The 26,436-nt window shown below is 66.1% G+C and carries 22 protein-coding genes, 5 tRNA genes and 1 pseudogene; 16 read left to right on the forward strand and 12 right to left on the reverse strand.

Annotated features, from left to right (window positions below; translation table 11 throughout):
• Positions 1 to 9: 9 nt before the first annotated feature.
• Positions 10 to 84, forward strand: a tRNA-Glu gene (locus tag ABE543_RS06395).
• A gap of 173 nt (positions 85 to 257) precedes the next feature.
• Here the strand turns inward: ABE543_RS06395 and ABE543_RS06400 are convergent.
• Entirely contained in the window at positions 258 to 1,679 is a 1,422-nt protein-coding gene (locus ABE543_RS06400) for a sugar porter family MFS transporter (protein ID WP_053517272.1), read from the reverse strand.
• A gap of 192 nt (positions 1,680 to 1,871) precedes the next feature.
• On the opposite strand from ABE543_RS06400, the gene fdxA reads away from it, so the two are divergent.
• Positions 1,872 to 2,195, forward strand: a complete 324-nt coding sequence (fdxA, locus tag ABE543_RS06405) for a ferredoxin FdxA (protein WP_049411316.1) — start codon at positions 1,872 to 1,874, stop codon at positions 2,193 to 2,195.
• Between the two features lie 123 nt (positions 2,196 to 2,318).
• Here fdxA and ABE543_RS06410 read toward each other — a convergent pair whose 3' ends face one another.
• Together ABE543_RS06410 and dapA are read right to left on the reverse strand one after the other, a co-directional pair.
• The gene (locus ABE543_RS06410; protein ID WP_065174942.1) at positions 2,319 to 2,837 is read right to left on the reverse strand and encodes a hypothetical protein; all 519 of its coding nucleotides are present in this window, start codon (positions 2,835 to 2,837) and stop codon (positions 2,319 to 2,321) included.
• A 32-nt stretch (positions 2,838 to 2,869) separates the two neighbouring features.
• The gene (gene dapA / locus ABE543_RS06415) at positions 2,870 to 3,763 is read right to left on the reverse strand and encodes a 4-hydroxy-tetrahydrodipicolinate synthase (RefSeq protein ID WP_053517270.1); all 894 of its coding nucleotides are present in this window, start codon (positions 3,761 to 3,763) and stop codon (positions 2,870 to 2,872) included.
• A gap of 164 nt (positions 3,764 to 3,927) precedes the next feature.
• Between dapA and ABE543_RS06420 the strand changes: the two genes are divergently transcribed.
• From ABE543_RS06420 to ABE543_RS06465, 10 genes and pseudogenes are all read left to right on the forward strand, one after another.
• The gene (locus tag ABE543_RS06420; RefSeq protein ID WP_025879444.1) at positions 3,928 to 4,488 is read left to right on the forward strand and encodes a glycine cleavage system protein R; all 561 of its coding nucleotides are present in this window, start codon (positions 3,928 to 3,930) and stop codon (positions 4,486 to 4,488) included.
• A gap of 81 nt (positions 4,489 to 4,569) precedes the next feature.
• Positions 4,570 to 5,049 carry a peroxiredoxin gene (locus ABE543_RS06425; protein ID WP_065174941.1) on the forward strand — a complete coding sequence of 160 codons (480 nt, stop codon included), beginning with the start codon at positions 4,570 to 4,572 and terminating at the stop codon, positions 5,047 to 5,049.
• An 81-nt stretch (positions 5,050 to 5,130) separates the two neighbouring features.
• Entirely contained in the window at positions 5,131 to 6,531 is a 1,401-nt protein-coding gene (locus ABE543_RS06430) for a PhoH family protein (RefSeq protein WP_065181271.1), read from the forward strand.
• Positions 6,528 to 7,034, forward strand: coding sequence for a hypothetical protein (locus ABE543_RS06435; protein ID WP_053517266.1), 507 nt, complete (start codon positions 6,528 to 6,530; stop codon positions 7,032 to 7,034). Before ABE543_RS06430 ends, ABE543_RS06435 begins: the two co-directional genes overlap by 4 nt.
• Before the next feature lie 11 nt (positions 7,035 to 7,045).
• On the forward strand, positions 7,046 to 7,714 hold the full coding sequence (locus tag ABE543_RS06440) for a YoaK family protein (RefSeq protein WP_053517265.1): 669 nt from the start codon (positions 7,046 to 7,048) through the stop codon (positions 7,712 to 7,714).
• 97 nt (positions 7,715 to 7,811) lie between these two features.
• Positions 7,812 to 8,621 carry a bifunctional hydroxymethylpyrimidine kinase/phosphomethylpyrimidine kinase gene (gene thiD / locus ABE543_RS06445; protein WP_053517263.1) on the forward strand — a complete coding sequence of 270 codons (810 nt, stop codon included), beginning with the start codon at positions 7,812 to 7,814 and terminating at the stop codon, positions 8,619 to 8,621.
• Positions 8,618 to 9,545 (forward strand): annotated as a pseudogene (locus ABE543_RS06450) (alpha/beta fold hydrolase). Before thiD ends, ABE543_RS06450 begins: the two are co-directional and overlap by 4 nt.
• Positions 9,536 to 9,612, forward strand: a tRNA-Arg gene (locus ABE543_RS06455). Before ABE543_RS06450 ends, ABE543_RS06455 begins: the two are co-directional and overlap by 10 nt.
• A 58-nt stretch (positions 9,613 to 9,670) precedes the next feature.
• Positions 9,671 to 9,747, forward strand: a tRNA-Arg gene (locus ABE543_RS06460).
• Between the two features lie 32 nt (positions 9,748 to 9,779).
• A tRNA-Arg gene (locus ABE543_RS06465) sits at positions 9,780 to 9,856 on the forward strand.
• A gap of 475 nt (positions 9,857 to 10,331) precedes the next feature.
• Here the strand turns inward: ABE543_RS06465 and ABE543_RS06470 are convergent.
• On the reverse strand, positions 10,332 to 11,252 hold the full coding sequence (locus tag ABE543_RS06470; protein ID WP_053520376.1) for a LysR family transcriptional regulator: 921 nt from the start codon (positions 11,250 to 11,252) through the stop codon (positions 10,332 to 10,334).
• A 139-nt stretch (positions 11,253 to 11,391) separates the two neighbouring features.
• Here ABE543_RS06470 and ABE543_RS06475 point away from each other — a divergent pair, with 139 nt between their 5' ends.
• Positions 11,392 to 12,093, forward strand: coding sequence for a pirin family protein (locus tag ABE543_RS06475; protein ID WP_053520377.1), 702 nt, complete (start codon positions 11,392 to 11,394; stop codon positions 12,091 to 12,093).
• A 370-nt stretch (positions 12,094 to 12,463) separates the two neighbouring features.
• Complete coding sequence (locus tag ABE543_RS06480; RefSeq protein ID WP_065181266.1) at positions 12,464 to 13,603, forward strand: MFS transporter; 1,140 nt, start codon at positions 12,464 to 12,466, stop codon at positions 13,601 to 13,603.
• A gap of 7 nt (positions 13,604 to 13,610) precedes the next feature.
• On the opposite strand, the gene ABE543_RS06485 is transcribed toward ABE543_RS06480, so the two are convergent.
• A complete protein-coding gene (locus ABE543_RS06485; RefSeq protein ID WP_346475450.1) occupies positions 13,611 to 14,756 on the reverse strand; it encodes an alpha/beta fold hydrolase in 1,146 nt (381 codons plus the stop codon).
• A 225-nt stretch (positions 14,757 to 14,981) separates the two neighbouring features.
• Here ABE543_RS06485 and ABE543_RS06490 point away from each other — a divergent pair, with 225 nt between their 5' ends.
• Both ABE543_RS06490 and ABE543_RS06495 read left to right on the forward strand, forming a co-directional pair.
• Positions 14,982 to 17,360 (forward strand): TonB-dependent receptor, encoded by a 2,379-nt coding sequence (locus ABE543_RS06490; protein ID WP_346475451.1) that lies wholly within the window; start codon positions 14,982 to 14,984, stop codon positions 17,358 to 17,360.
• Between the two features lie 8 nt (positions 17,361 to 17,368).
• Positions 17,369 to 19,477 carry a phospholipase C, phosphocholine-specific gene (locus ABE543_RS06495; protein ID WP_346475452.1) on the forward strand — a complete coding sequence of 703 codons (2,109 nt, stop codon included), beginning with the start codon at positions 17,369 to 17,371 and terminating at the stop codon, positions 19,475 to 19,477.
• 66 nt (positions 19,478 to 19,543) lie between these two features.
• Here ABE543_RS06495 and ABE543_RS06500 read toward each other — a convergent pair whose 3' ends face one another.
• From ABE543_RS06500 to lexA, 7 genes are all read right to left on the reverse strand, one after another.
• A complete protein-coding gene (locus ABE543_RS06500) occupies positions 19,544 to 20,464 on the reverse strand; it encodes a hypothetical protein (RefSeq protein ID WP_346475453.1) in 921 nt (306 codons plus the stop codon).
• A 179-nt stretch (positions 20,465 to 20,643) separates the two neighbouring features.
• Positions 20,644 to 20,736: transfer RNA gene (locus ABE543_RS06505), tRNA-Ser, on the reverse strand.
• 77 nt (positions 20,737 to 20,813) lie between these two features.
• Positions 20,814 to 21,017, reverse strand: a complete 204-nt coding sequence (gene csrA / locus ABE543_RS06510; protein ID WP_053520007.1) for a carbon storage regulator CsrA — start codon at positions 21,015 to 21,017, stop codon at positions 20,814 to 20,816.
• Positions 21,018 to 21,164: 147 nt separating this feature from the next.
• Entirely contained in the window at positions 21,165 to 23,813 is a 2,649-nt protein-coding gene (gene alaS / locus ABE543_RS06515; protein WP_197600435.1) for an alanine--tRNA ligase, read from the reverse strand.
• A gap of 109 nt (positions 23,814 to 23,922) precedes the next feature.
• On the reverse strand, positions 23,923 to 24,417 hold the full coding sequence (gene recX, locus ABE543_RS06520) for a recombination regulator RecX (protein ID WP_111186069.1): 495 nt from the start codon (positions 24,415 to 24,417) through the stop codon (positions 23,923 to 23,925).
• A gap of 110 nt (positions 24,418 to 24,527) precedes the next feature.
• Positions 24,528 to 25,565, reverse strand: coding sequence for a recombinase RecA (gene recA, locus ABE543_RS06525; protein ID WP_128990793.1), 1,038 nt, complete (start codon positions 25,563 to 25,565; stop codon positions 24,528 to 24,530).
• A gap of 204 nt (positions 25,566 to 25,769) precedes the next feature.
• Positions 25,770 to 26,405 (reverse strand): transcriptional repressor LexA, encoded by a 636-nt coding sequence (lexA, locus tag ABE543_RS06530; protein ID WP_053520003.1) that lies wholly within the window; start codon positions 26,403 to 26,405, stop codon positions 25,770 to 25,772.
• Between the last annotated feature and the right edge of the window lie 31 nt (positions 26,406 to 26,436).

Below are 26,436 nucleotides of genomic sequence, written 5' to 3' on the forward strand. Positions count from 1 at the left end.
CACATATACGCTCCCTTCGTCTAGTGGTTAGGACGTGGCCCTCTCAAGGCTAAAACAGGGGTTCGAGTCCCCTAGGGAGCGCCAGTCGCCACAGCAGGAACCGAAAAAGCCCGCCTCGTGCGGGCTTTTCTGTTTCTTGGGGTTTGCCTGTTGCGTCGAGCGGGTCGCCTCGGGGGCGAGCCGCCCCTGCCTGTCCTGGAGCGGCTGGCCTGCCGCCGCCACGGAACAGGAAGGCGCTGGAAACCAGGGCGGCGCCATCAGCCTTCCATCTGCTCCAGCTCCTTGCCCTTGGTCTCGCGGACGTAGCGGACGACGAAGAAGATCGAGAGGATCGCTGCAACCGTGTAGATGCCATAGGCACCGGCCAGGCCGATACCCGCCAGCAGCAGCGGGAAGGTCACGGTGATGGCGAAGTTCGACGTCCACTGCGCCGCACCGGCCACCGCGAGCGCCGGGCCGCGGATCTGGTTCGGGAACATCTCGCCCAGCATGACCCACATCACCGGGCCCCAGGACATGTTGAAGAACACCACATAGACGTTGGCCGCCACCAGCGCCAGCCGGCCCATGCCATCGGACAGGTGCAGGCGCCCTTCGACCAGGCTGCCGCTGGCGAATGCCACCACCATCAGCACCAGGGCAACCGACATGCCGACCGAACCGACCCACAACAGCGGCTTGCGCCCGATCCGATCGATCAGCATCACCGTCAACAGGCAGGCGCCGATGCTCAGCGCACCGGAAAGAACGTTGATCAGCAGCGCATCGCTTTCCGAGAAGCCGACGGCCTGCCACAGGACCGCACCGTAGTAGAACACCACGTTGATGCCGACCAGCTGCTGGAACATCGCCAGGCCGATGCCCACCCAGATGATCGGGCGAAGCCTGCCGGTGCCCTTGTCCAGCAGGTCGCCGAAGCGCGGCTTGTGCTGGTCCTGGTCCAGGCTGGCCTCGATCTCCGCCTGTTTGGCGGCCGCCGCGGCGTCGCCGTACAGCCGCGACAGAACCGCCCTGGCCTGCGCCTGGCGCCCCTTCACCACCAGGAAGCGCGGGCTTTCCGGAATCACCAGCAGCAGCAACAGGAACAGCGCCGACGGCAGCGCCTGCATCCAGAACATCCAGCGCCAGGCCTCCTGCCCGAACCACAGGGGCTCGGTGGAGGTGCCTGCCGCACGGGCCAGCAGGTAGTTGCTGAGGAAAGCGGCGAACAGGCCGCAGATGATCGCCATCTGCTGCACCGTCGCCAGGCGGCCCCGGTAGCGTGCGGAAGCGACCTCGGCGATGTAGGCCGGCGACATCACGCTGGCCGCACCGACGGCGAAGCCGCCCAGCACGCGAGCGGTCACGAACAGCCAGGAGGCGTGCGCGGCGCCCGCACCCAGCGCCGACAGCAGGAACAGCACCGCCGCCACGATCAGCACGCCGCGTCGGCCCAGGCGGTCGCCCAGCCAGCCGGCGAGAAACGCGCCGATCGCGCAGCCCAGCAGCATCGAGGCAACCTCGAAGCCCAGGGCCGCCTCGCTGGAGTTGAAGGCCTGCCGCAGGCCATCAACCGTGCCGTTGATTACGCCACTGTCGAATCCGAACAGGAAGCCTCCCAAGGTGGCCACGCAGCTGATCAGGACGATGAACGCGGTGTTCTCTCCACCATCGGCGGCGGCAGGCTGAGCTGGGGACATGGGCATTCCAGGAGGGAGGACAGTCCGGCTGCCACAGCAGCCAGCAGCGCGCAGCCTCGCACAGGCGCCGCCCCATCGCCAATGGGCCGTGCCCTCGAGCCCGGCAGATCCCCCTTTTCAGGCCCGCGCCGACACCGGGGGGCAACCTGTTCTAGAATTGGCGGGTTCAGGAATCGATCCACCCCCAAGCCCATGCCCTTTGTCGTCACCGAAAACTGCATCAAGTGCAAGCACACCGATTGCGTGGAAGTGTGCCCCGTGGATTGCTTCCACGAAGGCCCGAACTTCCTGGTGATCGACCCGGATGAGTGCATCGACTGCACCCTCTGCGAGCCGGAGTGCCCGGTCAACGCGATCTTCCCCGAGGACGATGTCCCCGCCGGACAGGAGGGCTTCGTCGCCCTCAATGCCGAACTGGCCAAGGCCTGGCCGGTACTGACCGTGCGCAAGGACCCGCCGGCGGACGCCGGTGAGTGGGATGGCAAACCGGACAAACTGAAGCTGCTCGAGCGCTGAGGCGCCAGCACCCGCCGCCATGAAAAAAGGGCGCCATGGGCGCCCTTTTCCTGTTCCGGCAATGCCAGACACTGCCCGGCCGAACCCGGGCGCGTGGCCCGGTCCGCAGCTGCCGGCGGTTCCTTACTTCGCCAGCGCGGCCTTCAGTGCGGCAATCAGCTTCACCGGGGCCTCGGCGGTCGCCGGCAGACCACGCGGATCGACCGCAGAGACATAAGCGCCGGCATCGACGGCCACCACGCGCACCAGGAAGTTACTGCCTTCATAGGCCACGTCGTAGGAGCCCAGCAGCTGGGCGCGGCTGGCGATGGTCACGCCCTGCACGCCTTCCAGCGCGGTGCCGACCTTGGCGAACGCCTCGTCCTTGCTGCCCGGAATGGTGAAACCGGTATTGCCCACGGCCGGGGCAGCCGGAGCGGCCACAGCAGCCGGGGCGGTGGTCGAGGCCAGCCTCGGTACCTGGTTCTCGCCCGACGCGGACGGCAGGTTCAGGTCCGGCGGCACTTCCAGCGGACGCATCTCCGGGGCCAGGGCGTAGTCGCCCTTGGCACCGCGCTTGAAGCAGCCGGTGGTGGTCACGACCGTGGTGAGGGCGATGAGCGCGAAGGACAGCACGCGGACGGCGGAAACGGATTGACGCATGTGGATCTCCTGGATCAGACCAAGACGGAAGGTCAGTGGCTGGAAAGGGCTTCAAGCGCGGCGATGTCGCCGGCCAGATGATCGGCTGCCGGATGATGCGCTGCCGACAGTGGCAGCAGCGGCAGGCGCAGGTCGTGGCCGATGCCGATGCGGCGCAGCAGCGCCTTGACCGGAATCGGGTTGGATTCGATACCGCAGAAATCGTGGTACGGCTGCAGGCGCGCGTCCCAGGATGCGGTGGCGTCATGGTCGTGGGCGGCAGCCAGCTCGCACATCCGGCGGTACGCACCAGGCAGCGCGTTGGAGCCGACCGAGATCAGCCCGTCGATACCGGCCTGGATCGAGCGCGCAGCCGTGCCGTCGTCGCCACTGAGCACGGCGAACCTGGAACTGCGCAGCGCCAGCAGGGCCTTCACGCGCCCGATGTCGCCGACGGCCTCCTTGATGCCGACAATGTTCGGATGATCCGCCAGCTCGGCCACGGTCTCCGGCAGCATGTCGCATCCGGTGCGCCCGGGTACGTTGTACAGCACCACGGGCAACCCGCCGTGGTCGGCCACGGCCCGGTAGTGCGCGATCAGCCCGGCCTGTGTCGGACGCACGTAAGGCGGTGTCACCACCAGAGCGTGACTGGCCCCCTGCGCGGCAGCGCGACGGGTCTGTTCAATGGTCTTGGCGGTGCCGGACAGGCCGGTACCGGCCAGGACCGGAATGCGTCCGCCGATGCGTTCGACCGCACTGGCCAGCAGCTGGTCGTACTCGGCATCGGACAGCGTCGCCGCTTCGCCGGTCGAGCCGGCGACGACAACGCCATGGACGCCACCTTCCAGTTGCAGATGCAGCAGGCGCTGCCAACCGTCGGGATCGAGGGCACCGTCGGCCCGGAACGGGGTCGCCAGCGCGGTGATGAGGCCGGAAAGGGACAAGGACGTGCTGCTCTTGGCTGGGAAGGGAAAACGCCCGCCACGAAAGGGCGGGGGCGACTTGAATGTTACTTGCGGCGCGAAAGCACGGGCAAGTATGCTGCACTCCGGTGGATCCCCGCCTCTGGCGGGCATTCAGACTCACGCATGCATTACCCGGAATCGCCTTGACCGACACCACCCCGCGCCCCGCGCCGAGCGAAAACCACCTCCTGATCAACGCCTATACGACGCATCCGGAGTCCCCACTGCTGTCCGTCACCCGACGCATTGCCGACAGCGGCTGCAATCTGGTGGACGCGCGCCTGGCCACGGTTGGCCGCGACGTATCGGTCACCGCGCTGGCCACCGGGTCGTGGGACTCGGTCGCCAAGCTGGAAGCGATGCTGACCCGGCTCGAGCGCGAGGAAGGCCTGAAACTGGTCTGGTACCGCACCGAGGCCAAGCAGGCCCAGTCCAATCTGCTGCCGTACATCGTCGAAGTGATCGCCGCTGACAAGCCGGGCATCCTGTTCCAGCTGGCCGACTTCTTCGACCGCCAGGGCATCACCATCGAGACCCTGCAGAGCACGCGCTATCGCGCCATGCAGACCGGTGCGGAAATGTTCAGCGCGCAGGTCACCATCGGCGTGCCGGCCAACATGCACATCGCCGCCCTGCGCGATGATTTCCTCGAATTCTGCGACCACCTGAACCTGGACGCGATCATGGATCCGATGAAGTTCTGATTTTTCGCGCGTTCGTCACGGGCGCGCGGCGTTTCATGCAACTGTCGTAGAAATACCCCAGGCTCCGGAACCAAGGACCTCATGAACAACGGCGATACCCTGGACCGCACCACCCTCTCGCTCCCGCTGGCCCTGTCAGGCGGCGAACACACCACCCTCGGCGACCTCGCGGGCCAATGGCTGGTGCTGTACTTCTACCCCAAGGACAGCACCCCGGGGTGCACCACCGAAGGCATCGACTTCAACGCGCTGCTGCCGGAGTTCCGCAAGGCCGGCGCCACCGTACTCGGCGTCTCCCGTGACTCGGTGAAATCACACGACAACTTCTGTGCCAAACAGGGCTTCGCGTTCCCGCTGGTCAGCGATGGCGACGAAGCGCTGTGCAACGCCTTCGATGTGATCCGGATGAAGAACATGTACGGCAAGCAGGTACGTGGCATCGAGCGCAGCACCTTCCTGATTTCTCCCGACAGCCGCATCGCGCAGTCCTGGCGCAAGGTCAAGGTCGCCGGCCATGCCGACGCCGTGCTTGCCGAACTGAAGGCCGCCCAATCCAAGTGATTCCCATCGCCCACTTTGTCCGCCATCACCCTGCCCCGCAGGTCGTGGTGGTTTTTCCCTGTCCGTAACCAGGAATCGACGATGACCCGAGGCAAGCGCATCTACGTGCTGGATACCAACGTGCTGATGCACGATCCGACCGCGCTGTTCAAATTCGAGGAGCATGACGTCTACCTGCCGATGCAGGTGATCGAGGAGCTGGACAACGGCAAGAAGGGCACGTCCGAGGCAAGCCGCAACGCCCGCCAGGTGAGCCGTTTCCTCAACGAGCTGGTGCAGGCCTCCGGCCTGGACAATCTGGCTGACGGCATTCCGCTGCAGCGACCACAGGGCCTGCAGCTGCGCGGCAAGCACAGTGCCGGCAAGCTGCGTTTCCAGACCAGTCATTTCGACGCCGGCAAGAGCTTCGGCCAGGTCATCCCGGACAATGCCATCCTCGGTGCCATCCTGGCGCTGAAGGAGCAGACCCCGGAGATCCCGGTGGTGTTCGTCTCCAAGGACATCAACCTGCGGATCAAGGCGGCCATCGCCGGCATCGTTTCGGAAGATTACGAAAACGACCGCGCACTGGACGATTTCAGCCTGCTCTACACCGGCGCCACCGAGCTGCCGGAGGATTTCTGGAAGCTCCATGGCGACGACCTGCGCAGCTGGAGCGACAAGGGCCGCACCCATTACGAGATCCTGGCCAGGGACGACGAGGAGTGGTACCCGAACCAGTACGTCTACCTGCCGGGCGAGGACGAGGTGGAGCTTCGCGTCAGCCGCGTGGTCGGCGATGGCAAGGTGGTGCTGTCGCTGGTTGATGATTTCCGCCACGGCAGCCATGCCGTGTGGGGCATCAGCGCGCGCAACCGCGAACAGAACTTCGCGCTCAATGCACTGATGGATCCGGAGATCGACTTCGTCACCCTGCTCGGCACCGCCGGCACCGGCAAGACCCTGCTGGCACTGGCCGCGGGGCTGGCACAGACGATGGACCAGCAGCGCTACCGCGAGATCATCATGACCCGGGCCACCGTCAGCGTCGGCGAGGACATCGGCTTCCTGCCGGGCACCGAGGAAGAGAAGATGACACCGTGGATGGGCGCGCTGACCGACAACCTGGAAGTGCTCACGCACAACCAGGAAGGCGGAACCTGGGGACGCCAGGCAACCAACGATCTGCTGGCCAGCCGCATCAAGATCCGCTCGATGAACTTCATGCGCGGCCGCACCTTCCTGTCGCGCTATCTGATCCTGGACGAGGCACAGAACCTCACCCCGAAGCAGATGAAGACGCTGATCACCCGTGCCGGTCCCGGCACCAAGATCGTCTGCCTGGGCAACGTCGAGCAGATCGACACCCCGTACCTGACCGAGACGACGTCCGGCCTGACCTACGCGGTGGATCGCTTCAAGAACTGGCCGCACAGTGCGCACATCACCCTGCGCCGTGGCGAACGCTCGCGGCTGGCCGATTACGCTTCGGAGGTGCTGTGAACCGTTCTGCCCGCCTGCTGCTGCCGACGGCTGCGATCACCCTCGCAGCCGTCCTTGGTGCCTGCACCACCACCCGCGGGCCGGCCAGCGTGCCGACCGCCGAACGCACCGGCCAGTCGTGGGTGGTCACCCGGCCGATCGTCGCCGCGCAGGTGCTCGACACCTGCTCGCGGCACAGCCCGGGCCGGGATGCCGGCCGCGTCACCGGCTACTGGGCCCCCAGCCGGCAACAGGTGGACCAGCTGGAAGCCGCACTGCCTTCGCTGCAGGCGCAGGTGCCCGACGTACTGGACTTCGACCGCCAGTACGTCGGCATCGAAAGCGCCGGCAAGCGCCTGATCTACATCAATGCGTTCCGCCTGCCTGACGACAGCGGCATCAAGCCGGCGCGCGAGGCCATCCGCGTCTGCGATGGTGGCAAGCAGTTCTGGGGCGCGGTGTTCGACCCGGCCACCGGTGCGTTCAGCGAGCTGCAGTTCAACGGCGGTCTCGGCGGTCCCTGAGGGTCGCGCCGATGGGCATACGCCTTCCCACCTGGGTCTGGATCGGTGCCGTAGCGCTGTCGTGCGTGGCCGGCATGGTCAACGTGGTCGGCTTTCTGGGTTTCGAGCATCAGGCCGTCAGCCACATGACCGGTAGTACCAGCCAGCTCGGCATGGCACTGGCGCAGGGCGACTGGCGCGCGGTCGGGCACCTGTGGGGCCTGCTGATCGCTTTTTCGCTGGGTGCGATGCTCAGCGGGCTGCTGATCCAGGACAGCGCACTGCAGCTCGGCCGGCGCTATGGCGTCGCTCTGGCACTGGAATCGGCGCTGTTGCTGGCCGCCATTCCCTTGTTCAAGCAGCAGCAGATCTGGGGCGCGTTGTCGGCAGCGATGGCCTGCGGGTTGCAGAACGCGATGGCCACCACCTTCAGCGGCGCGGTGATACGGACCACCCACCTCAGCGGCATGTTCACCGATCTTGGCATCGGCCTGGGCCATCTGTTGCGCGGGCTGCCGCTGCAGGTGCGGCGGCTGACGCTCAGCGGACTGATCATCAGCGGCTTCCTGGCCGGTGGCGTGATGGGTGCGTGGCTGTTCCTGCGCTGGCAGTACGATGCCCTGCTTGCCCCCGCGCTGCTGACCGGCGCGACCGGGCTGGTCTATGTGCTGTACCAGCAATGGGTACGCTGGCGGTACTGAGCGTCGCCGCACGCACGCGCAGCATGAGGCGTCCGCCCCTGCCGGCAGCCCGTAGCCGGCACTACCCCCATCCCGGTGACCACGGCACAATCGCCGCATGAGCCCGACCACTCCCGTTTCCGCCCTTACCATCGCCGGCTCCGACTCCGGCGGAGGCGCCGGCATCCAGGCCGACCTGAAGGCCTTCGCCGCACACCGCGTGCATGGCCTCTCCGCGATCGCCGCATTGACCGCGCAGAACACCCGCGGTGTCACCGCCGTGCATGTGCCGCCAATCGAATTCCTGCGCGCGCAGCTCGACGCGTGCTTCGATGATTTCGACATCCACGCGGTGAAGCTGGGCATGCTGGCCAATGCCGAGGTGATCCACGCCGTGGCCGATGCGCTGCAGCGTCACCGGCCCGCACATGTGGTGCTGGATCCGGTGATGGTCGCCACCAGTGGTGCGCGCCTGCTGGAAGACAGCGCGCTGCAGGCAATGCGCGAGCGTCTGCTTCCGCTGGCCACGCTGGTCACTCCCAACACACCGGAGGCAGAACTGCTGGTGGGCCGCACGATCGGCGATGGAGACGACGCCGAGCGGGCTGCGTCGGCACTGCTGGATCTCGGGGCCGGCGCGGTGCTGCTCAAGGGCGGCCACCTGCACGAGGGCAACCGGGTGATCGATCGCTACTTCGATGGCGTCAGCAGCGAGGAATTCAGTCACGCGCGCCTGCCGCTGGATGCGCACGGCACCGGCTGCACACTGGCCTCGGCCATCGCCGCGCAACTGTGCAATGGCCTGAGCCTGGCCAACGCCTGCGAAGCATCGATCGACTACGTGGCACGCGGGCTGCAACTGGGCTACATGCCGGGGCGCAGCGATGTGCGCGTGCTGGATCATTTCGGCGCAGCGCCCCACGCATGAGCCTGCCATCACGGACACTGGCCGTGGAATGCGGCGACGGCCATCGCTTCGAGGTGATGGCCTGCGTACCCGAGCAGCCGCTGGCGCGGCTGCTATGGCTCCCCGCACTGGGCGTGGCCGCGCGCCACTACCTGCCACTGGCACAGGCCCTGGCTGCGAAAGGCATCGCGGTCTACCTGCACGAGTGGCGTGGCAACGGCAGCAGTTCACTGCGCCCTTCGCGCACGCAGGACTGGGGCTATCGTGAAGTGCTCGAGCAGGACCTGCCTGCCAGCCAGGCTTTGCTCGCCAACGCCGATGCCGGCGAAGGCGTGCTGCCCTGGATCATCGGTGGGCACAGCCTGGGTGGGCAGCTGGCCTGCGTGCATGCAGGACGGCAACCGCAGCACTTCGAGCACCTGTGGCTGGCCGCCAGTGGCACGCCGTTCTGGCGTACGTTTCCGCCTCCGCGCGGATGGCTTCTGCCGCTGGTGTACCGCTTCCTGCCCTGGATCGCCCGCCGCCAGGGCGTGCTGCACGGCCGGCGCCTGGGCTTTGGGGGCACCGAAGCACGCGGCCTGATTGCCGACTGGTCGCGGGTGGGCCTGAGCAACCATTACGCAGCCGCGGGCATGACCGAGGATCTCGATGCGCAGATGGCACGCGTGCATGGCAGCGCGCAGGCCGTGGTGATGGAACACGACTGGCTGGCACCGACCGGTTCGATGCAGGCGTTGCTGGATAAACTGCCGAATGTGGCATCACACCTGCATGTGCTGTCCGACGGGGAACTGGGCACGCGTGCCGACCACTTCGCGTGGATGAAGGCGCCACAGGCGGTCGCCCACCAATTTTTCATTCAGCTGGATGAAAATCTTCACAAAAACGGTTGACGGTACGCGCCGACATCCGCATAATTCCGCTCCTGTCGCAGGGCGCCCGTAGCTCAGTTGGATAGAGTACCTGGCTACGAACCAGGCGGTCGGGAGTTCGAATCTCTCCGGGCGCACCACTCGACAGGTTTCCGGCATCCGCCGCTGGAAATGAAGTAAAATTTGATTGTGTACCGCGCGCCCGTAGCTCAGTTGGATAGAGTACCTGGCTACGAACCAGGCGGTCGGGAGTTCGAATCTCTCCGGGCGCACCATACACGATCAACACAACAGGTTTATGTAATTGGCGCCCGTAGCTCAGTTGGATAGAGTACCTGGCTACGAACCAGGCGGTCGGGAGTTCGAATCTCTCCGGGCGCACCATTACACCGAAACAGCAGGCCTCGGCCTGCTGTTTTTTTATGTGTGTTCTTCGGCAGGGCTGCGCCCTGCACCCGCCGAAGCCAAAGCCGGAGCAACAGCAACAGCGCGCATTCCGACACCGCCCCACCTTCGACAGGTTCACGCGGCTGTTGGTAGGTGTCGACCTTGGTCGACACATCTGTCAGATATCGAGTGAATTCATCCATGCATGGCGTGGATCTACCGTGTCGACCAAGGTCGACACCTACCAGAGCAGTACGCCGTTCCGACAGATAGCGGAAAACTGTCGAAGGCGGGGTGGGTCCGGTTGCGGGAGTGTCCGCGGCATGGATGCCGCGGCCAAGCCCCCAGGGACGGGTTTACGGCGTCTCCCGCAACCGGACCCACCCCGTCCTGCCCCGGCAAGCCCGCTTCAGCTGTTGCTGTTGCCGTGTTCCCGCCCGTAGCGGGTGCAGGGCGCAGCCCTGTCGCACACCTACCCCCCGGCCATTGCCTGCCACCACTGCGACAGCAGCTCCGGCCTGCGCAGGCGCTCGCGCCACCAGCGCAATGCCGCGCCATCCTCACCGGTCCGCCAGGCCAACCAGAAGGTCTCCTCCGGCTTGTGTTCCTCGACCTCACGGATCACCAGTTCGCCTCGTGCCACGGCCGCGCGCGCGCACGGCTCGGGCAGAAAGCCGAAGCCCACGCCCTCGCATTGCAGTTTCAGCTTGCTGGCCATGTCGGGCACTGTCAGCATCTCCTGCCCCATCAGCAGGCCAACCGTACGGGGCAGCAGGCGCCGCGCCGAATCGGACACCGCGATCGCACAGTGCTCGACCAGCTGCTCACGTCCCAGCACGCCCGGCACTGCCGCCAAGGGATGATCCGGGGCAACCGCGAACACGAACTCGACCGTACCCAACGGCTCGACCACGTAGCCACCACCGCTCGGCCCCTCGCCCGGCGCGCCCACCAGCAGATCGGCACGCCGGTCCAGCAGCGCCTCCCAGGTGCCGGACAGCGCCTCGCCGATCAAGCGCAGGCGGGTCGGCGCCTCAGCGCCGCGAAATGCGGCGATGTCCGGACCCAGCAGCCAGGTGGGAAACACCGAATCCACTGCCAGGGTCAGTTCGGTTTCCCAGCCGGAGGCCACCCGGCGCACCCGCAGTTCCAGTTCGCGGGCCGCACGGAGCAGATGCCGGCCCTCATCCAGCAGCGCGCGACCGGCCTCGGTCGGCTCCGCACGCGGGCCCACCCGGTCGAACAGCTGCACGCCAAGATCCTCTTCCAGCTTGGCCACGGTGTAGGAAATGGTGGACGGCACCTTGTGCAGGGCCTTGCCGGCACCCGCAAACGAACCGCGGCGATCGATGGCGTCCAGGATCTGCAGGGCTTCGAGGCTGAGCTTGAGCATTCGAATTTTTCGATGATGGCTTTCAAAACTATCCGTTTTTCAAAGCACCGGCGCAAGCGGATACTTCTCTCCAACAGGGAAACACGGCGATCAATGCCCTGCCCCGCCCCATCGAAAACATCGAACAAGGAGATATCCCATGCTGCAGATCCGCAAGAGTGCTACCCGTGGCCTGGCCGAACATGGCTGGCTGTCCTCGCGCCACACCTTCTCGTTCGCCAACTACTACGATCCGCGCTATGTCAGCTTCGGTCCGCTGCGGGTGATCAACGAGGACAAGGTGATCGGCGGCCAGGGCTTCGGCACCCACAGCCACAGCAACATGGAGATCGTCTCCTACGTGCTGGGCGGCGCACTGGAACACAAGGACTCGATGGGCACCGGTTCGGTACTGCGCTACGGCGATGTGCAGCGCATGAGCGCCGGCAGCGGCGTCAGCCACAGCGAGTTCAACCACTCGGCCACCGAACCCGTGCATTTCCTGCAGATCTGGATCTTCCCGGACACGGAGAACATCACCCCGTCGTATGAGGAAACCCACTTCACGCCGGACAGCAAGCGCAACCAGCTGCGCCTGATCGCCTCGCCCGACGGTGCAGATGGTTCGCTGCGCATCCACCAGGATGCCCGCATCTTCGCCACCCTGCTCGACGGCAGCCACAAGCTGCACCACGCCCTGGGCAGCGGACGCGGTGCCTATGTGCAGGTCGCCCGTGGCCAGCTGCAGGTCAACGGCATCACCCTGGAAGCCGGTGATGCGCTGCAGATCAGCGACGAAGCGCAGCTGACGCTGGAGAACGGCAACGACGCCGAAGTGCTGGTGTTCGACCTGCCGCTGTGAAGTCACGCCCGCGGTGCCGACCGGTATCGCGGGCGACCTTTGGCCCTCAACCGCCGACGGCGGCGCAGGCCTCCAGAATCAACGCAGTCACCTCGGCCGGTCTCGACGCCAGCGAAGCATGGCTCGCATCCAGTTGCAGAAGACGCCGGGGCTGGATCCGATCGGCCATCATCTGCGGGTTCTGAACAGAAGCTCTCGTGGGGTCTGTCCATACGCGGCCACAGATCACCGTCGCGGTGCGGGGCGGGGTTCGATGCCGCCTCGCCCTTGGCGCGCTGCAATCGTATGCATGTCGGCCCCCCTCCGTTGGCACTTGCCGAACGGCCGTGAAATCGCTTCCATGACGGTTCACTGGAGCTTCCTACCGCGCATGACGCCATCTTCCCCACGTGCCCAGCAGCACGCCACCCGCGCCGCCTTCTTCATTCCCGGTTTCGCCACCGCCGCGTGGGCACCGATGGTGCCCTTCGCCAAGGCCCAGGCAGGGCTGTCCGACGCCGGTCTGGGCGCCGTGCTGCTGTGCCTCGGGCTGGGCTCACTGCTGGCCATGCCGCTGGCCGGTGCGCTGACCGGTCGCTTCGGCTGCCGTCGGCTGCTGGTGGTCACCTGTGCACTCGTGCTGCTGGCACTGCCGCTGCTGGCGGTGCCGCCTTCGCCCTTCGTGCTCGGTGCGGCCCTGTTCGTGTTCGGCGCGGGCGTGGGTGCGATGGACTGCACGATGAACATGCAGGCAGTGGCCGTCGAACGCGAAGCCGGCCGGGTGATGATGTCCGGCTTCCACGCCTTCTACAGCATCGGTGGCTTTGTCGGCGCCGGCTGCATGACCGGTCTGCTGATCCTGGGCACACCGCTCTGGCTGGCCGCGCTGCTCGCGGCGGCGGCACTGCTGCTGGTAGCTGTGCTGTCGGCACCGCACTGGCGTCCGCAACGGATCCTGCACGAAGGCCCCTTGCTGGCACTGCCACATGGCGTGGTGCTGTTCATCGGCGTGCTGGCATTCGTGGTGTTTCTCGCCGAAGGCTCGATGCTGGACTGGAGCGCCGTGTTCCTGGCCGAGGTACGGCAGGTGCCTCGCGACCAGGCCGGCGCGGGCTTCGCGGTGTTCACTCTGGCGATGACAGCCATGCGCCTGTTCGGCGATGGCATCGTCGAGCGTCTCGGCCGCACCCGCACCCTTGTCATCGGCGGCATCACCGCTGCGGCCGGCTTTGCCGTGGCCACCCTGGTGCCATCGTTGCCGGTTGCCCTTGCGGGCCATGCGCTGGTCGGCCTGGGCTGCGCCAACATCGTGCCGGCACTGTTCTCGATGGCTGGACAGCAGCGCGCGATGCCCGAGAACATCGCCATCACGGCTGTCACCACACTGGGCTATGCCGGCATTCTCGCCGGCCCGGCCGCGATCGGCGCACTGGCCCATGCCAGCAGCCTGGGCTTCGCGTTCCTCTGCGTGGCGGCACTGCTGATCGGTGTCGCGCTGTCGGCGCCCGCACTGGCGCGCCGGCTGTCCTGACGATGCATCAACCGCGTGCCGGCTCCGCTGCCGGCACATCGTGCACCAGCCACTCGGCCTGTGCCGGCAGCTGCGGCGCCGGGCAGGTGGACGGGGGGTGCCGTTCGTCGCGCGCCATCCAGTCGTCGACCACACCGGCCAACAGATCCAGCCGCAGCGGCAGGGTGATATGGTCCTCGCCGCGCATCTCGATGTAGTGCGCCCGCGGGTTGGCCTGCGCGAGTTCGCGCGCCTGGCTCACAGGAATGTGCTGGTCGCCCTGCCCGTGCAGCAGCAGCACGCAGGCGCGCGTGTCGGCCAGCGCGCGAGCCACATCCACATGGTCAAGATCGACATCGATGCGGCGGCTGGCCGCAGCAATCACCTGGTCGATGTCCTGTCCGCCATAACGCCACCGCGCATATGAGGCCACGGCCTGTGCCTTCCACCCTTCCGGCTGCAGCGCCATCAGGTGCGGAATCATCGTGCGGATGGCTACGCCGGCATTGGCGAACGACTCCATCGCGACGACGCCGGCAACCTGGTCACCGAGCTTTTCAGCGGTGAACACCGCCGTCGCCGCGCCATAGGACACGCCGAACAGATACAGGGGCCCGGTGACTTCGCCGCGTGCGCGCAGCTCAGCGATCACATCGACCACGTCGTCCGATTCGTAGGTGCCATAGCCGGAGGGTCCAGCCCCGGACTGACCGTGGTTGCGCAGGTCGAGCGTGACCACGCGATAGCCCGATCCGGCCAGCTGCAATGACCACGGCAGCATCGAATCGCCGTTCATCATCCAGCCGTGCAGGAGCACCACGGTGCCACGCGGCGCCTGTGCCCGGAACGGCTGCGGCACCGACAGGCTGAGTCCGGTGTCCAGCGGCAGGCCATTCTCATGCCGCTGCGGCAGATAGCGATAGCGGGCGCCGTAGTTGCCCGGATCGAACACGCGCCAGAAGATCGGCACGCCATCACGGCCCGGCGCGAAACCATGGCGATTGGGAATCCCGGCAATGGCCGCAGCGATGCGCGGCTGGTCAAGCAGCGTCGACACGCCGCCCGGCGCGACCAGGCGGTCGGCGAGCGAGGTGGATGCGGCATTCATCGAGGAAGAGCATGCAGCCAGCCACAGGCCGGCGCACGCCAGCAACAGCAGCAGCGGGCGCTTCATGGGCGATCAAGGAAGAAATGCGACAGCGTGGCAGCCTAGCGGGCACCGCGCTTGCCATCTATCGCGGTTCGATGACGGCTTGATGACAGCGCAGCATCGATTCAGCTTGGTGCAGGGCGCCTCCCGCGCCGCGGGTGCAATGAAGGCTGCATCTGCACGTCACCGTCACGTCACTGCCGCTGCCGACACTCCGGGGCTTCCCCCACTCGTTAAGGTCTGGTTTCGATGCCAACGCATGCGCGTATTCCCCGTATCTCGCTGCTTGCCCTGCTGATCGCGCCCGCACTGGACGCCCTCGCCGAAGCACCGCAGGGAGAGGGTGACACGACACGTCGCAGCGACGCCCGCACGCTGGACCAGGTCCAGGTGATCGGCCAGGCAACCAGTTACGCCAAGACTGCGGTGCGCACGGAAACACTGAACCGGCAGCTGGTGATGAGCAGCGTCAACGACGCGCTCAACGAAGTGCCCGGCGTGGTCGTCAGCGAGGCCGATGCCACCGGTTCGTCGGTGTGGGGCACGCAGATCAGCATGCGCGGCTTCGTCACCAACCGCGATACGCAGCAGATCGGCACCACCATCGATGGCCTGCCCAATGGTGGCTCGGGCTACGGCGGTGGCTCCCTGGCCAATCGCTACATCGACACCCTGGACCTGGAAACGGTGGAGGTCAGCCAGGGCACGGCTGACATCTCCTCGCGCTCGAACGAGGCGCTGGGCGGCACCCAGAACTTCCTCACCGGCGATCCGCTGCAGGACAGCCGGCTGCGCTTCGTCGTCGGTGCCGGTGACAATGAAGCGCGCAAGTACTACGTGCGCTATGACACCGGCGTGCTTGGCGGCCACACCCGTGCCTGGGTCAGTGCATCCTCGGCGCGCGTGCACGATTGGATCGACGGCAGCGGCCGCACCCGCAACGACCATATCGCCGGCAAGTTCGTCACCGAACTGGACCGCTGGACACTCACCGGCTATCTGTCCTACAACGATGCCGACGAACCGGAGTACACCAGCGTTTCGCCACAGGGCTTCGCCACCAATCCGGACCGCGACAACCTGGTCGGCACCCTGACCGGCATTCCCTATCTGGACCAGAACTTCCGTTCCGGTTCCCGTGCCCTGCGCGAGAACACCTTCGGTTACCTGCGCGCGGCCTTTGACGGTGGCAACGGCTTCAAGGCCTCGATGGCGGCCTACGGTCATCGCATGCAGGGTCGCGGCGACTGGCTGCCGCCGTACCTGGCGCAGGTCAGCGACGATGGCAGCGGTCGCCCCGAGTCGGAGTACACCGGCGGCAGCACCGTGTACGGCGGCAGCAACCGGGGCCAGATCTACTTCGTCAATCCGGATGGCAGCGCCGCCCAGCGTCTGGCCACCTGCACGCCGCGGCCGGGCTTCACGGCCGAGTATGATCCGGGCTGCTACGCCGGCAATGTGCTCGGCGCCCAGTCCTACCGCCACACCCACTACGACAACGACCGCATGGGCGTCACTGCCGACGTCGAGTGGCGGCAGACCTTCGGCAGCATCGACAACACGGTCCGCGGTGGCCTGTGGGTGGAAAAGCTGGACCGCTCCGCACGCCGCGACTGGCACCGGCTGCTCAACGTCGGGCAGGACATCGCCTTCGATCACCAGCCGTACTGGGTCCAGTTCGAAGACCGGTACAAGGTCGATGAGCAGATGTACTACATCGAGGACGTGGCCCGCTTCGGCCCCTTCAGCGCGCGCCTGGGCGTGAAGCAGTTCTTCGTGGACCAGTCCCGCCGGCGTGTGATCGGCGCCGCCGAGAACGTCACGTCCGATTCAAAGTCCGATCCGCTGCTGTCCACCGGCTTCACCTGGGCACCCGGTGTTCAGGGCATGGAACTGTTCGCAGGCTTCGCGCAGAACTTCGCGGCCATCCCCTCCGGCGTACTGGGCGAGACCGATCCGCAGCGCTTCCGCAACGTCGAGCCGGAGACCGCCGACAACATCGAACTCGGCATGCGCATCAGCCGCTGGCCGTTGACCGCCTCGGTCACCCTGTACAACATCAAGTTCGACAACCGCATCGTCTACCTGCCGGCCGGTTTCGTCAGCGGCATCGATTACCTGGGCGAGACCGACGGCGTCTACGAGAACTTCGGGGGCGTGGAGAGCAATGGCCTGGAAGCGGCGCTCGGATACGGCTGGGACAACGGCTGGCGGATCAACGCGGCCTATACCTACAACCGCTCGAAGTACCTCGGCAGCGGCGATTCCGCGCGTGACGCCCAGCTGGGCATCGTCGATGGCGCCAAGGTGATCGGCCAGCCCGAGCAGATCCTGGTGGTCTCGGCTGACTGGCAGGGTGAGAACTGGAACTTCGGCCTGTCAGGTCGCTATCTGGGAACGCGCTACCTCGATGCCGCCAACGCCAGCAGCCTCCCCTCGGCCACGGTGTTCAATGCCAACATCGGCTTTGATCTGCAGGGCCTGTCGCCACGCCTGAAGGGCATGGGTGCGAACCTGGTGGTGAGCAATCTCACCGACAAGCGGTATCTTGCAGGTGTCGACGGCCGCGACAGCGCCTTCATCGGCGCTCCGCGCACCGTCGGCATCTCCTTCCGCGTGGACCTGTGAGTAAACCCGTGACCGATATCGGCCGTCGCCGACTGCTGCAGGCCGGCCTTGCCGCCGGCCTTTCACCGCTGCTGCCGAGCATCGCCCGGGCCGCCGCGATCGCCCCCGATGCACGCACCCGCAGCCTGCAGGACCTGCAGCACATCGTGGTGTTCATGCAGGAGAACCGCTCGTTCGATCACTACTTCGGCACCCTGCCGGGCGTGCGCGGATTCGGTGATCGTTTCGTGGCCCCCGCCGCCCCCCTGGCGGGCGGTGGCGCTGCGCGCACCCTGTGGCTGCAACCCGATGCCAGCGGCAGCCGCGCGATCGCACCGTTCCCGCTGGATACCGCCGCGCACTTCGGCTACATGCGCGTCGAAGGCACGCCGCACACCTGGCCTGACGCGCAGCGTGCCTGGGACAATGGGCGCATGGGGCAGTGGCCCAAGGCCAAGCAGAATCACTCCATGGGCTACTTCCAGCGCAGCGACCTGCCCTTCCAGTTCGCACTCGCCGATGCCTTCACCGTCTGCGATGCCTATCACTGCGCGATCCAGGCCGGCACCAACCCGAACCGGGTGTTCCTGTGGACCGGCCACAACGATCCCTTTGCCCGCGCCGGCGGCCCGGTGATCGCCAACTCCCACGACAACTTCCCGGAGCACGGCGGCCATCCGGCGTCCTACCAGTGGGCCAGCTACGTCGAGCAGCTGCAGCAGGCGGGGGTGTCCTGGCAGATCTACCAGGACATGGCCGACAACTTCACCGACAACCCGCTGGCCGGATTCGAGACCTTCCGGCAGGCGTACCGCGCTGCACCGGGCCACGATCCGCAGCTTCGCGCCCGCGGGGTCAGCACGCGCGGGCTGGCACAGCTGCGCCAGGATGTGGTGGACGGCCAGTTGCCACAGGTCAGCTTCATCATCGCCGACGCTGCCGGCAGCGAACATCCCGGCCCCTCCAGCCCGGCGCAGGGCGCGGCCTACACCGCGCGCGTGCTCGACGCGCTGACCGCCGACCCGGAGGTCTGGAGCCGTACCGCCCTGCTGTTGATGTTCGACGAGAACGACGGCTTCTTCGACCACGTGCCGCCGCCCGCCCCGCCTTCACCGCTGGAGGATGGCTGGGCCGGCGCATCGTCGGTCGGCACCGAAGGCGAATACCATCGGCATCCTGCGCCTGGCGACGAGAAGTACGACGCCGCCGAGCTGCGTGGCCGCCCCTATGGACTGGGCCCGCGCGTGCCGTTGTACGTGATCTCGCCCTGGAGCCGGGGCGGCTGGGTCGATTCGCAGGTGTATGACCACACCTCGGTACTGCGTCTGATCGAACGCCGCTTCGGTGTGCCCGCACCGGGCATCTCACCGTGGCGGCGCGCGGTCTGTGGCGATCTGACCCACGCGTTCGATTTCGCCCAGCGCGATACCCGCCCCTTCGTGCAAGCGTTGCCTGACGTCGATGCGGTGGCCGCGCGCGCGGCGGCCCTGCCGGGCCGGACCGTGCCTGCCCTGCCGGAGGGGTTGCACCCTGCACGCCAGGAAGCCGGGGTAAGACCGGCACGCGCCCTGCCCTATCGGCCGCAGGCCCGGATCACCGCATTGGCCGCCGGAAGCATCGATCTGCAGCTGGCCTGCGAAGGAGCGGCAGCGGTACTGCATGTCTACGACCGGCTGCGCCTGGACGCGATTCCGAGGCGTTACACGCTGGTGCCGGGCACGCCCGTGCAGGCGCGCTGGCCGCTTGCTGCCGATGGCCGCTTCGACCTGTGGCTGCTGGGCCCCAATGGATTCCATCGCCACTTCCGCGGCGATGCCACCTCCCCGATGTTGCTGGCGGAGATGGAGCGCGCCGATGGCCAGCTTCGCCTGCGTCTGCGTAATCCAGGCGATGAGCCCTGCCGGGTCCGCGTGCAGGGAGGCGCCTATGCCGGGCACATGCCGGACCAGACGCTGGACATTGCCGCGCGCTCGGAAACATCACTGGCCTGGGATGCAGCCCCCACCGCAGGGTGGTACGACCTGCATGTCAGCGCAGGAAGCGGTGCGCTGCGCCTGGCAGGGCGTGTAGAGGATGGCCGCCCCGGCACCAGCGATCCGGCGATGGGCAGTGAACCCTTGCGGTTCCAGCACGATTGAGGTCGAGGACGAAATCCGGCAGGCCGCGTCCTGCCCCATAGAAACCGACGGAATCGGGACTGCGCGTCATTGATCTGCGATGCAGCAGTCCGCGTACACCTGCGTCGCCCGCTCGCGCGCAGCCTCGCGCTGTGCAGGGCTCAACTTCGCCTGCAACTCCTGCAGGCTCCTCGCCGGCATATGTGCCGGATTTGCCTTGGCAGCGGCCAAGGCATATGCATAGGCATTCACGCCATCGTAGGCGGTGATTCTTCCCTTGTCGTACGCGCTGGACAGGTGACTGACCGCATCGAGGCTTCCCGTTGCCGCAGCATCATGGAGATGGCGCATCGCACTCTCCCGCCATCTGACCAGGGATTCCGGATTCGCAAGCCACTCCGACGGAGGGCCGATGACGGTCTCGGGATCGGCCGCGTAAAGCAGCTTGGCTTCGATTGAACCCTGCGAGGCGGCCCTGGCAAGCCATGCTCCATGATAGAAGGCAGGCGCAGCTACCAGGGACGCACACTCGCCCAGACGACGCTCATCATTGACCAACGAGGCAGGATCCGGCGTCATGCCTGCATTACGAAGGAAATCGAATGACGCGACCGGATCATGCTTGATCAGGTTCCTGCACTCGCGCACCGTCAACTCCATCAGATAGCTCGCATCCGCATCACCGGCGTCGGAACGCTGCTTCATCACCCTCATGTACTCAAGCGCATCGCCCGGCGGCCGCCGCTCACGGTTGCCGGCAATCTCGTATGCCTTCGGACCTACCCGGCGGAAGACCTGGGGATTCGGCGGCTGCGGACCCGTTCGCGCAGCGGCACGATGCTGCTTTGAGGGCACGGGTGCGACGTCAGCGCGGCCTTGCGTGTGAGGCGCGTGCGCCGCAATCGCCTGCGGCATGGAATCCGCGCGGCCCCACAGGACATAACCGCCGGTCAACACGACAACTGCCACGCCGCCCACGATCAGAGCGCGCTTCAATGAAATCTGCATCCGCACTTCCCGTCCCATCGATCGCCGATCCGTCGGCGTACCGGCTCAGCACATCAGAACCTGCAATCCAAGTCCAGCAATCAGCGCAGACTCTATTCCTGCAGGTGATGGGCAACGTGCTGCACGGGAGAATTCCGGCCACAAAAAAGCCCCTGTCTCCAGGGGCTTTTCTGAGTATCTGGCGGAGTGAGAGGGATTCGAACCCTCGATAGAGCTTTTGACCCTATACTCCCTTAGCAGGGGAGCCCCTTCGGCCACTCGGGCATCACTCCGGGGATTTCACCGCGGGGGTGCGTCGCACCTCAGCGGGGCGTGAATCATAACGTTAATCACGCGCGAAGGTAAAGCCTTATTCCGCAGAATTTTCACCACCGGCGCTGCCGGCTTCGTCACCACGCTGGATGCGCTGGTAGATCTCTTCGCGATGCACAGCGACGTCCTTCGGCGCAGTGATGCCGATACGTACCTGGTTACCCTTGACGCCGAGCACGGTGACGCTCACCGAGTCACCGATCATCAAGGTTTCGCCGACGCGGCGAGTCAGGATCAACATTTTTGTAAGTCTCCATGGAACCGTGTGGAAGGGTATCCCCCACCGGCTTGACGCTTCGTCAAGAAGCGCTACCACGACAAAGGGAAAAGATTCGCAATGGTACCGTCAGCCGTCCCGCTCCTACAAGAAGGGGGACGGTAGGCTTCATCACAGGCGGGGGCTGACCCATTCGACGACGGCAGCCAGTGCAGTGGCAAGGGCGGGCCCGTCCTCGCCACCACCCTGGGCGAGGTCCGGGCGTCCGCCGCCCTTGCCCCCGATCTGACCGGCGATATGCGACAACAGTTCCCCGGCCTTGACCCGGCCCGTTGCACTGCCGTTCACGCCGGCGACCAGGGCGGCCTTGCCGTCCTGGGCACCTGCCAGCACGATCACCGCGTCTCCCAGCTGCTGCTTCAGGCGGTCCACGGCATCGCGCAGCGCCTTGGCGTCGAAGCCCTCCAGGCGGGCCGCCAGTACCTTCACGCCCGCGACCTCGACCGCCTGGCTGGAAAGGTCGGCGGTCGCACCCGCGGCAACCTTGGCCTTCACCGCTTCCAGTTCACGTTCCAGCTGCTTCTGGCGCTGGCCAAGCGCCCGGATCTTCTCGACCACGTCGGCAGCACTGCCACCCAGCAGCTCGGCCGCCTCGGACAACCGCGCCTCTTCGGCATCGACGTAATCCAGGGCGCCCTGACCGGTGACCGCTTCGATGCGACGCACGCCCGCGGAGACACCGCCTTCCGAGGTGATCTTGAACAGGCCGATATCACCGGTGCGCTTGACGTGGGTGCCACCACACAGTTCGGTGGAATAGTCGCCCATTTTCAGTACCCGGACCTGTTCGCCGTACTTCTCTCCGAACAGTGCCATTGCGCCGAAATCGAGTGCTTCCTGCATGCCCATGGAGTGCACTTCGGCAACATTGTTGGCACGCACCTGCTGATTGACCTTGCGCTCGATCACGGCCAGTTCTTCGGCACTGATCGGCTGGAAATGCGAGAAATCGAAACGCAGGCGGTCCGGCGCCACCAGCGAGCCCTTCTGCTGCACGTGCGTACCCAGCACTTCGCGCAGGGCCGCGTGCAGCAGGTGGGTGGCCGAGTGGTTGAGGATGGTGGCGCCGCGGCGCTCACCGTCGACCTCGCCAGCCAGCACATCGCCCACCTTCAGGTCGCCTTCGGTCAGGGTACCGACATGGCCGTGGAACTGGCCCGCGAACTTCTGGGTGTCTTCCACCGCCAGGCGCACGCCGTTGCCGGTCATTACGCCGGTATCGCCGACCTGGCCGCCGGACTCGGCATAGAACGGCGTCTGGTTGGTGATGACGATGACGGCATCGCCGGCACTGGCCGACTGCACCGGACGCCCCTCCTTGAGCAGCGCCAGCACGGTCAGGTCACCGGCCTGCAGGCGGTCGTAGCCCAGGAACACGGTCGGGGTGAGCGTCGCCACCAGCTCGGCCGGCAGGGTCACGCCACCGCCGAACTTGCCCGCGGCACGCGCGGTCTCGCGCTGCTGTTCCATTGCCGCATCGAACCCGGCGATATCGACCGTCAGGTCACGCTCGCGGGCGATGTCCTGGGTCAGGTCCAGGGGGAAGCCATAGGTGTCGTAAAGGCGGAAGGCGTCACCTCCCGGGATCACGCCATTGCCGGCCCTCGCCGCAACGTCTTCGAAGATTTTCATGCCGGCGTCGAGCGTCTCGGCGAACCGCTCCTCCTCAGCCTGCAGCGCGCGGGTCACGGTGTCCGCTGCCGCCGGCAGCTCCGGATAGGCCTCGCCCATCTGTGCAACCAGCGTCGGCACCAGCTTGCTGAAGAACGGCTGGCGCACACCCAGCATCCAACCATGACGCAGGGCGCGGCGGATGATACGGCGCAGCACATAGCCCCGTCCTTCGTTGGAAGGCAGGACGCCATCGACGATCAGGAACGAGCAGGCGCGGATGTGGTCGGCAATCACGCGCAGCGACTTGTTCTCCAGGTCGGAGGTACCGGTCAGCTCGGCGGCCTTGCGGATCAGAGCCTGGAACAGGTCGATCTCGTAGTTCGTGTGGACATGCTGCAGGATCGCCGCAAGACGTTCCAGGCCCATGCCGGTGTCCACGCACGGCGCCGGCAGCGGCACCAGAGTGCCGTCCGGCTGGCGGTCGAACTGCATGAACACCAGATTCCAGATCTCGATGAAGCGGTCGCCATCCTCATCCGGCGACCCCGGAGGACCGCCGGCAATGTGGTCGCCGTGGTCGTAGAAAATCTCGGTGCACGGACCACACGGGCCGGTGTCGGCCATCTGCCAGAAGTTGTCCGACGCGAACGGCGCGCCCTTGTTGTCGCCGATCCGCACGATGCGCTCTTCCGGCACCCCCACCATGTCGCGCCACAGTTCGTAGGCTTCGTCGTCGGTCTGGTAGACAGTCACCAGCAGGCGATCGGCCGGCAGCTTCCAGACCTGGGTCAGCAGCTCCCACGCCCACGCAATCGCGTCCTTCTTGAAGTAGTCACCAAACGACCAGTTGCCCAGCATTTCAAAGAAAGTGTGATGGCGGGCGGTGTAGCCAACCTGGTCAAGATCGTTGTGCTTGCCACCCGCGCGCAGGCAGCGCTGGACATCGGCCGCGCGCACGTAGCTGCGCTTCTCGGCACCGAGGAACACGTCCTTGAACTGCACCATGCCGGAGTTGGTGAACAGCAGGGTCGGATCGTTGCCAGGCACCAGCGGTGCCGACGGCACGATGGTATGGCCTTTGCCCTTGAAGAATTCAAGGAAATCGCTGCGGATCTGGGAGGTCGTGAATTTGGCGGGTGCGTTCATTGAGGGCTGGCAGTCTGCGGGCCGGCGGACCCGGACCACCGGCCGCCTGGGCCAGGGTCGCGACGGACCGCCGAAAACCTAAAGGGTATCAGGCCCGGCGCCGCCAGTCTCAATCGTCAGGGTCGTAGCGGGTCGCACGGCGGATGCTGTCACCGTCGAAGCCCCGCCGCGCCAGCAGATCCGCCGCTTTGCGGCGCTGCGCCAGGTCCTGTGGGCCGGCCTCGCCAAAGCGGCGGCGGACCAGATCACGGGCGTTCTCCTGCCAGTCGCCCTCGTAGCTGTCCATCGCTGCGGCAATCGCGGCACTGTCCAGCCCATGGGTCCCCAGTTCGGCACGCACATGGATGGGGCCGTAACCGGTGTTGGCCCGCATGCGCACCAGGTTCTCGGCAAACCGGGTGTCGTCCTGCCACCCCGCCTCGGTCAGCTTGGCGACCGCTGCCTGCGCGGCTTCGTCTTCGATACCCCGCGCAGTCAGTTTGCGGGTCAATTCCTTGCGTGAATGCTCCCGGCGGACCAGCAGGCCCAGTGCCCGCTGCACCGGAGTCTGCTCGCGAGGCCGGCGCTTTCGGCCTGTCGAGGTAGGTTCGTCGCTGTCGGACATCAATCCCTCCAGGGGTGGCGCCGTCCCTGGCACCCTGCCCATCCTGGGCGGTTCGAACCTGCGGGGTAGAGCGACGTCACTGACGGCGTCACCCTACCCCACAGCAAGACTTACTCGTCGTCGCCTTCGTCGTCGCCGTCCTCACGGACGGCCTCGGACGGCTGGAATTTCTCGCGCAGCTCGGCTTCGAGCTTGGCGGCGACGGTCGGGTTGTCACGCAGATAACCGCGGGCGTTGTCCTTGCCCTGGCCGATGCGCTCTTCGCCATAGCTGTACCAGGCACCGGCCTTCTCGACCAGCTTGGCATCCACGCCCATGTCGATCAGTTCACCTTCACGGCTGATGCCTTCGCCATACAGGATCTCGGTGATTACCTGCTTGAACGGCGGGGCCAGCTTGTTTTTGACGACCTTGATCTTGGTCTGGTTACCGATGATCTCATCGCCCTTTTTGATCGCACCGATGCGGCGGATGTCCAGACGGACCGAGGCATAGAACTTCAGCGCGTTGCCACCCGTGGTGGTCTCCGGGCTCTGGCCCGGCATCATCACGCCGATCTTCATGCGCAGCTGGTTGATGAAGATCACCAGCGTGTTCGAGCGCTTGATGTTGCCGGTCAGCTTACGCAGCGCCTGGCTCATCAGGCGGGCCTGCAGACCCGGCAACTGGTCGCCCATCTCGCCCTCGATTTCGGCCTTCGGGGTCAATGCCGCGACCGAGTCGATCACCAGGATGTCCACCGAGCCGGAACGGACCAGCATGTCGGCGATTTCCAATGCCTGTTCACCGGTATCGGGCTGCGACAGCAGCAGGTCGTCCACGTTCACGCCAAGCTTGGCGGCATAGATCGGGTCGAGAGCGTGCTCGGCATCGATGAAGGCAGCGGTGCCTCCCATCTTCTGGCACTCGGCGATGGCCTGCAGCGTCAGCGTGGTCTTGCCCGAGGACTCCGGTCCATAGATTTCCACCACGCGGCCCTTCGGCAGCCCCCCGATGCCCAATGCGATGTCGAGCATCAGCGAACCGGTCGGGATGGCTTCGACGGGCTCGACCACACGGTCGCCCATGCGCATCACCGAGCCCTTGCCGAACTGCTTTTCGATCTGGCCCAGAGCAGCAGCCAATGCGCGCTTCTTGTTCTCGTCCATCGTATTGGTCCTTGCAGAGGTCATTTCGTTGGGGGTGCTGTCTTTGGGGGTCTTCTTTGCCATGGGTTCACTTTAAGGCGGACGTATCGCACAGGCTGAGATTCTGCCCGGCGCTTTGAAAAGAATTATCGGACATCCGTACCAACCTCGGTGGAACCAGAGAATCGCCACAAAAGACCGCGGGGTAACGCACCTTCGAACGCTTCAGCGATTCGGCCGCAACAGGCCGCAGTACAGGCCTTCGATCGAAAAGTCCTGGTCGGGAAGCACTTCGATCGGCTTGTAATCGGGGTTCCGGGGCAACAGCCGGATACGGTCCTTCGCGATCTTCAGCAGCTTGACGGTGATCTCATCATCGATGCGCGCCACCACGATCTGCCCCGAATGGGCGTCGCGGGTGCGGTGCACGCCGATCAGGTCACCATCGAAGATGCCTTCGTCGATCATCGAGTCACCCTGCACCTTCAGCAGGTAATCCGGCGCGGGCGAAAAGAACACCCGGTCCAGCACCACGAAATCGTCCGAGCCGATATCCGCGCCGATAGGGAGGCCGGCGGCGACCCGCCCCAGTACTGGCAGCCGCAGCACGCTCTCGGGCAGCCCGGGCTCGGCCAGGGTCTCCACGGGGGGAGCCTGCACCAGGCGGATGCCCCGGGCCTGGCCGGGAATGCGGCGGATCGCTCCCGCCTGCTCCAGCGCCTCCAGGTGGTACTGGGCCGCGCGTACGCCCTTGAAGCCGAACGCACGTGCGATTTCAGTCTGCGACGGCGGCGCGCCTTCGCTCTCGATACGCTCGGCGATCAACTGCAGGATCGCCTGCTGGGTGTCGGTCAGGTCCATGGTTAGTAGTATTACTACTAACTACGGGAAC

Source organism: Stenotrophomonas sp. TWI169 (assembly GCF_039674705.1).
GTDB classification, from domain to species: Bacteria; Pseudomonadota; Gammaproteobacteria; order Xanthomonadales; family Xanthomonadaceae; genus Stenotrophomonas; species Stenotrophomonas maltophilia_P.

Excerpts from the sequence above, each read along its gene's own strand:
- ABE543_RS06400 (WP_053517272.1), bottom strand. The coding sequence starts at position 1,679 with ATGTCCCCAGCTCAGCCTGCCGCCGCCGATGGTGGAGAGAACACCGCG.
- fdxA (WP_049411316.1), top strand. The coding sequence starts at position 1,872 with ATGCCCTTTGTCGTCACCGAAAACTGCATCAAGTGCAAGCACACCGAT.
- ABE543_RS06410 (WP_065174942.1), bottom strand. The coding sequence starts at position 2,837 with ATGCGTCAATCCGTTTCCGCCGTCCGCGTGCTGTCCTTCGCGCTCATC.
- ABE543_RS06425 (WP_065174941.1), top strand. The coding sequence starts at position 4,570 with ATGAACAACGGCGATACCCTGGACCGCACCACCCTCTCGCTCCCGCTG.
- ABE543_RS06430 (WP_065181271.1), top strand. The coding sequence starts at position 5,131 with ATGACCCGAGGCAAGCGCATCTACGTGCTGGATACCAACGTGCTGATG.
- ABE543_RS06440 (WP_053517265.1), top strand. The coding sequence starts at position 7,046 with ATGGGCATACGCCTTCCCACCTGGGTCTGGATCGGTGCCGTAGCGCTG.
- thiD (WP_053517263.1), top strand. The coding sequence starts at position 7,812 with ATGAGCCCGACCACTCCCGTTTCCGCCCTTACCATCGCCGGCTCCGAC.
- ABE543_RS06470 (WP_053520376.1), bottom strand. The coding sequence starts at position 11,252 with ATGCTCAAGCTCAGCCTCGAAGCCCTGCAGATCCTGGACGCCATCGAT.
- ABE543_RS06475 (WP_053520377.1), top strand. The coding sequence starts at position 11,392 with ATGCTGCAGATCCGCAAGAGTGCTACCCGTGGCCTGGCCGAACATGGC.
- ABE543_RS06480 (WP_065181266.1), top strand. The coding sequence starts at position 12,464 with ATGACGCCATCTTCCCCACGTGCCCAGCAGCACGCCACCCGCGCCGCC.
- ABE543_RS06485 (WP_346475450.1), bottom strand. The coding sequence starts at position 14,756 with ATGAAGCGCCCGCTGCTGCTGTTGCTGGCGTGCGCCGGCCTGTGGCTG.
- ABE543_RS06490 (WP_346475451.1), top strand. The coding sequence starts at position 14,982 with ATGCCAACGCATGCGCGTATTCCCCGTATCTCGCTGCTTGCCCTGCTG.
- ABE543_RS06500 (WP_346475453.1), bottom strand. The coding sequence starts at position 20,464 with ATGCAGATTTCATTGAAGCGCGCTCTGATCGTGGGCGGCGTGGCAGTT.
- csrA (WP_053520007.1), bottom strand. The coding sequence starts at position 21,017 with ATGTTGATCCTGACTCGCCGCGTCGGCGAAACCTTGATGATCGGTGAC.
- alaS (WP_197600435.1), bottom strand. The coding sequence starts at position 23,813 with ATGAACGCACCCGCCAAATTCACGACCTCCCAGATCCGCAGCGATTTC.
- recX (WP_111186069.1), bottom strand. The coding sequence starts at position 24,417 with ATGTCCGACAGCGACGAACCTACCTCGACAGGCCGAAAGCGCCGGCCT.
- recA (WP_128990793.1), bottom strand. The coding sequence starts at position 25,565 with ATGGACGAGAACAAGAAGCGCGCATTGGCTGCTGCTCTGGGCCAGATC.
- lexA (WP_053520003.1), bottom strand. The coding sequence starts at position 26,405 with ATGGACCTGACCGACACCCAGCAGGCGATCCTGCAGTTGATCGCCGAG.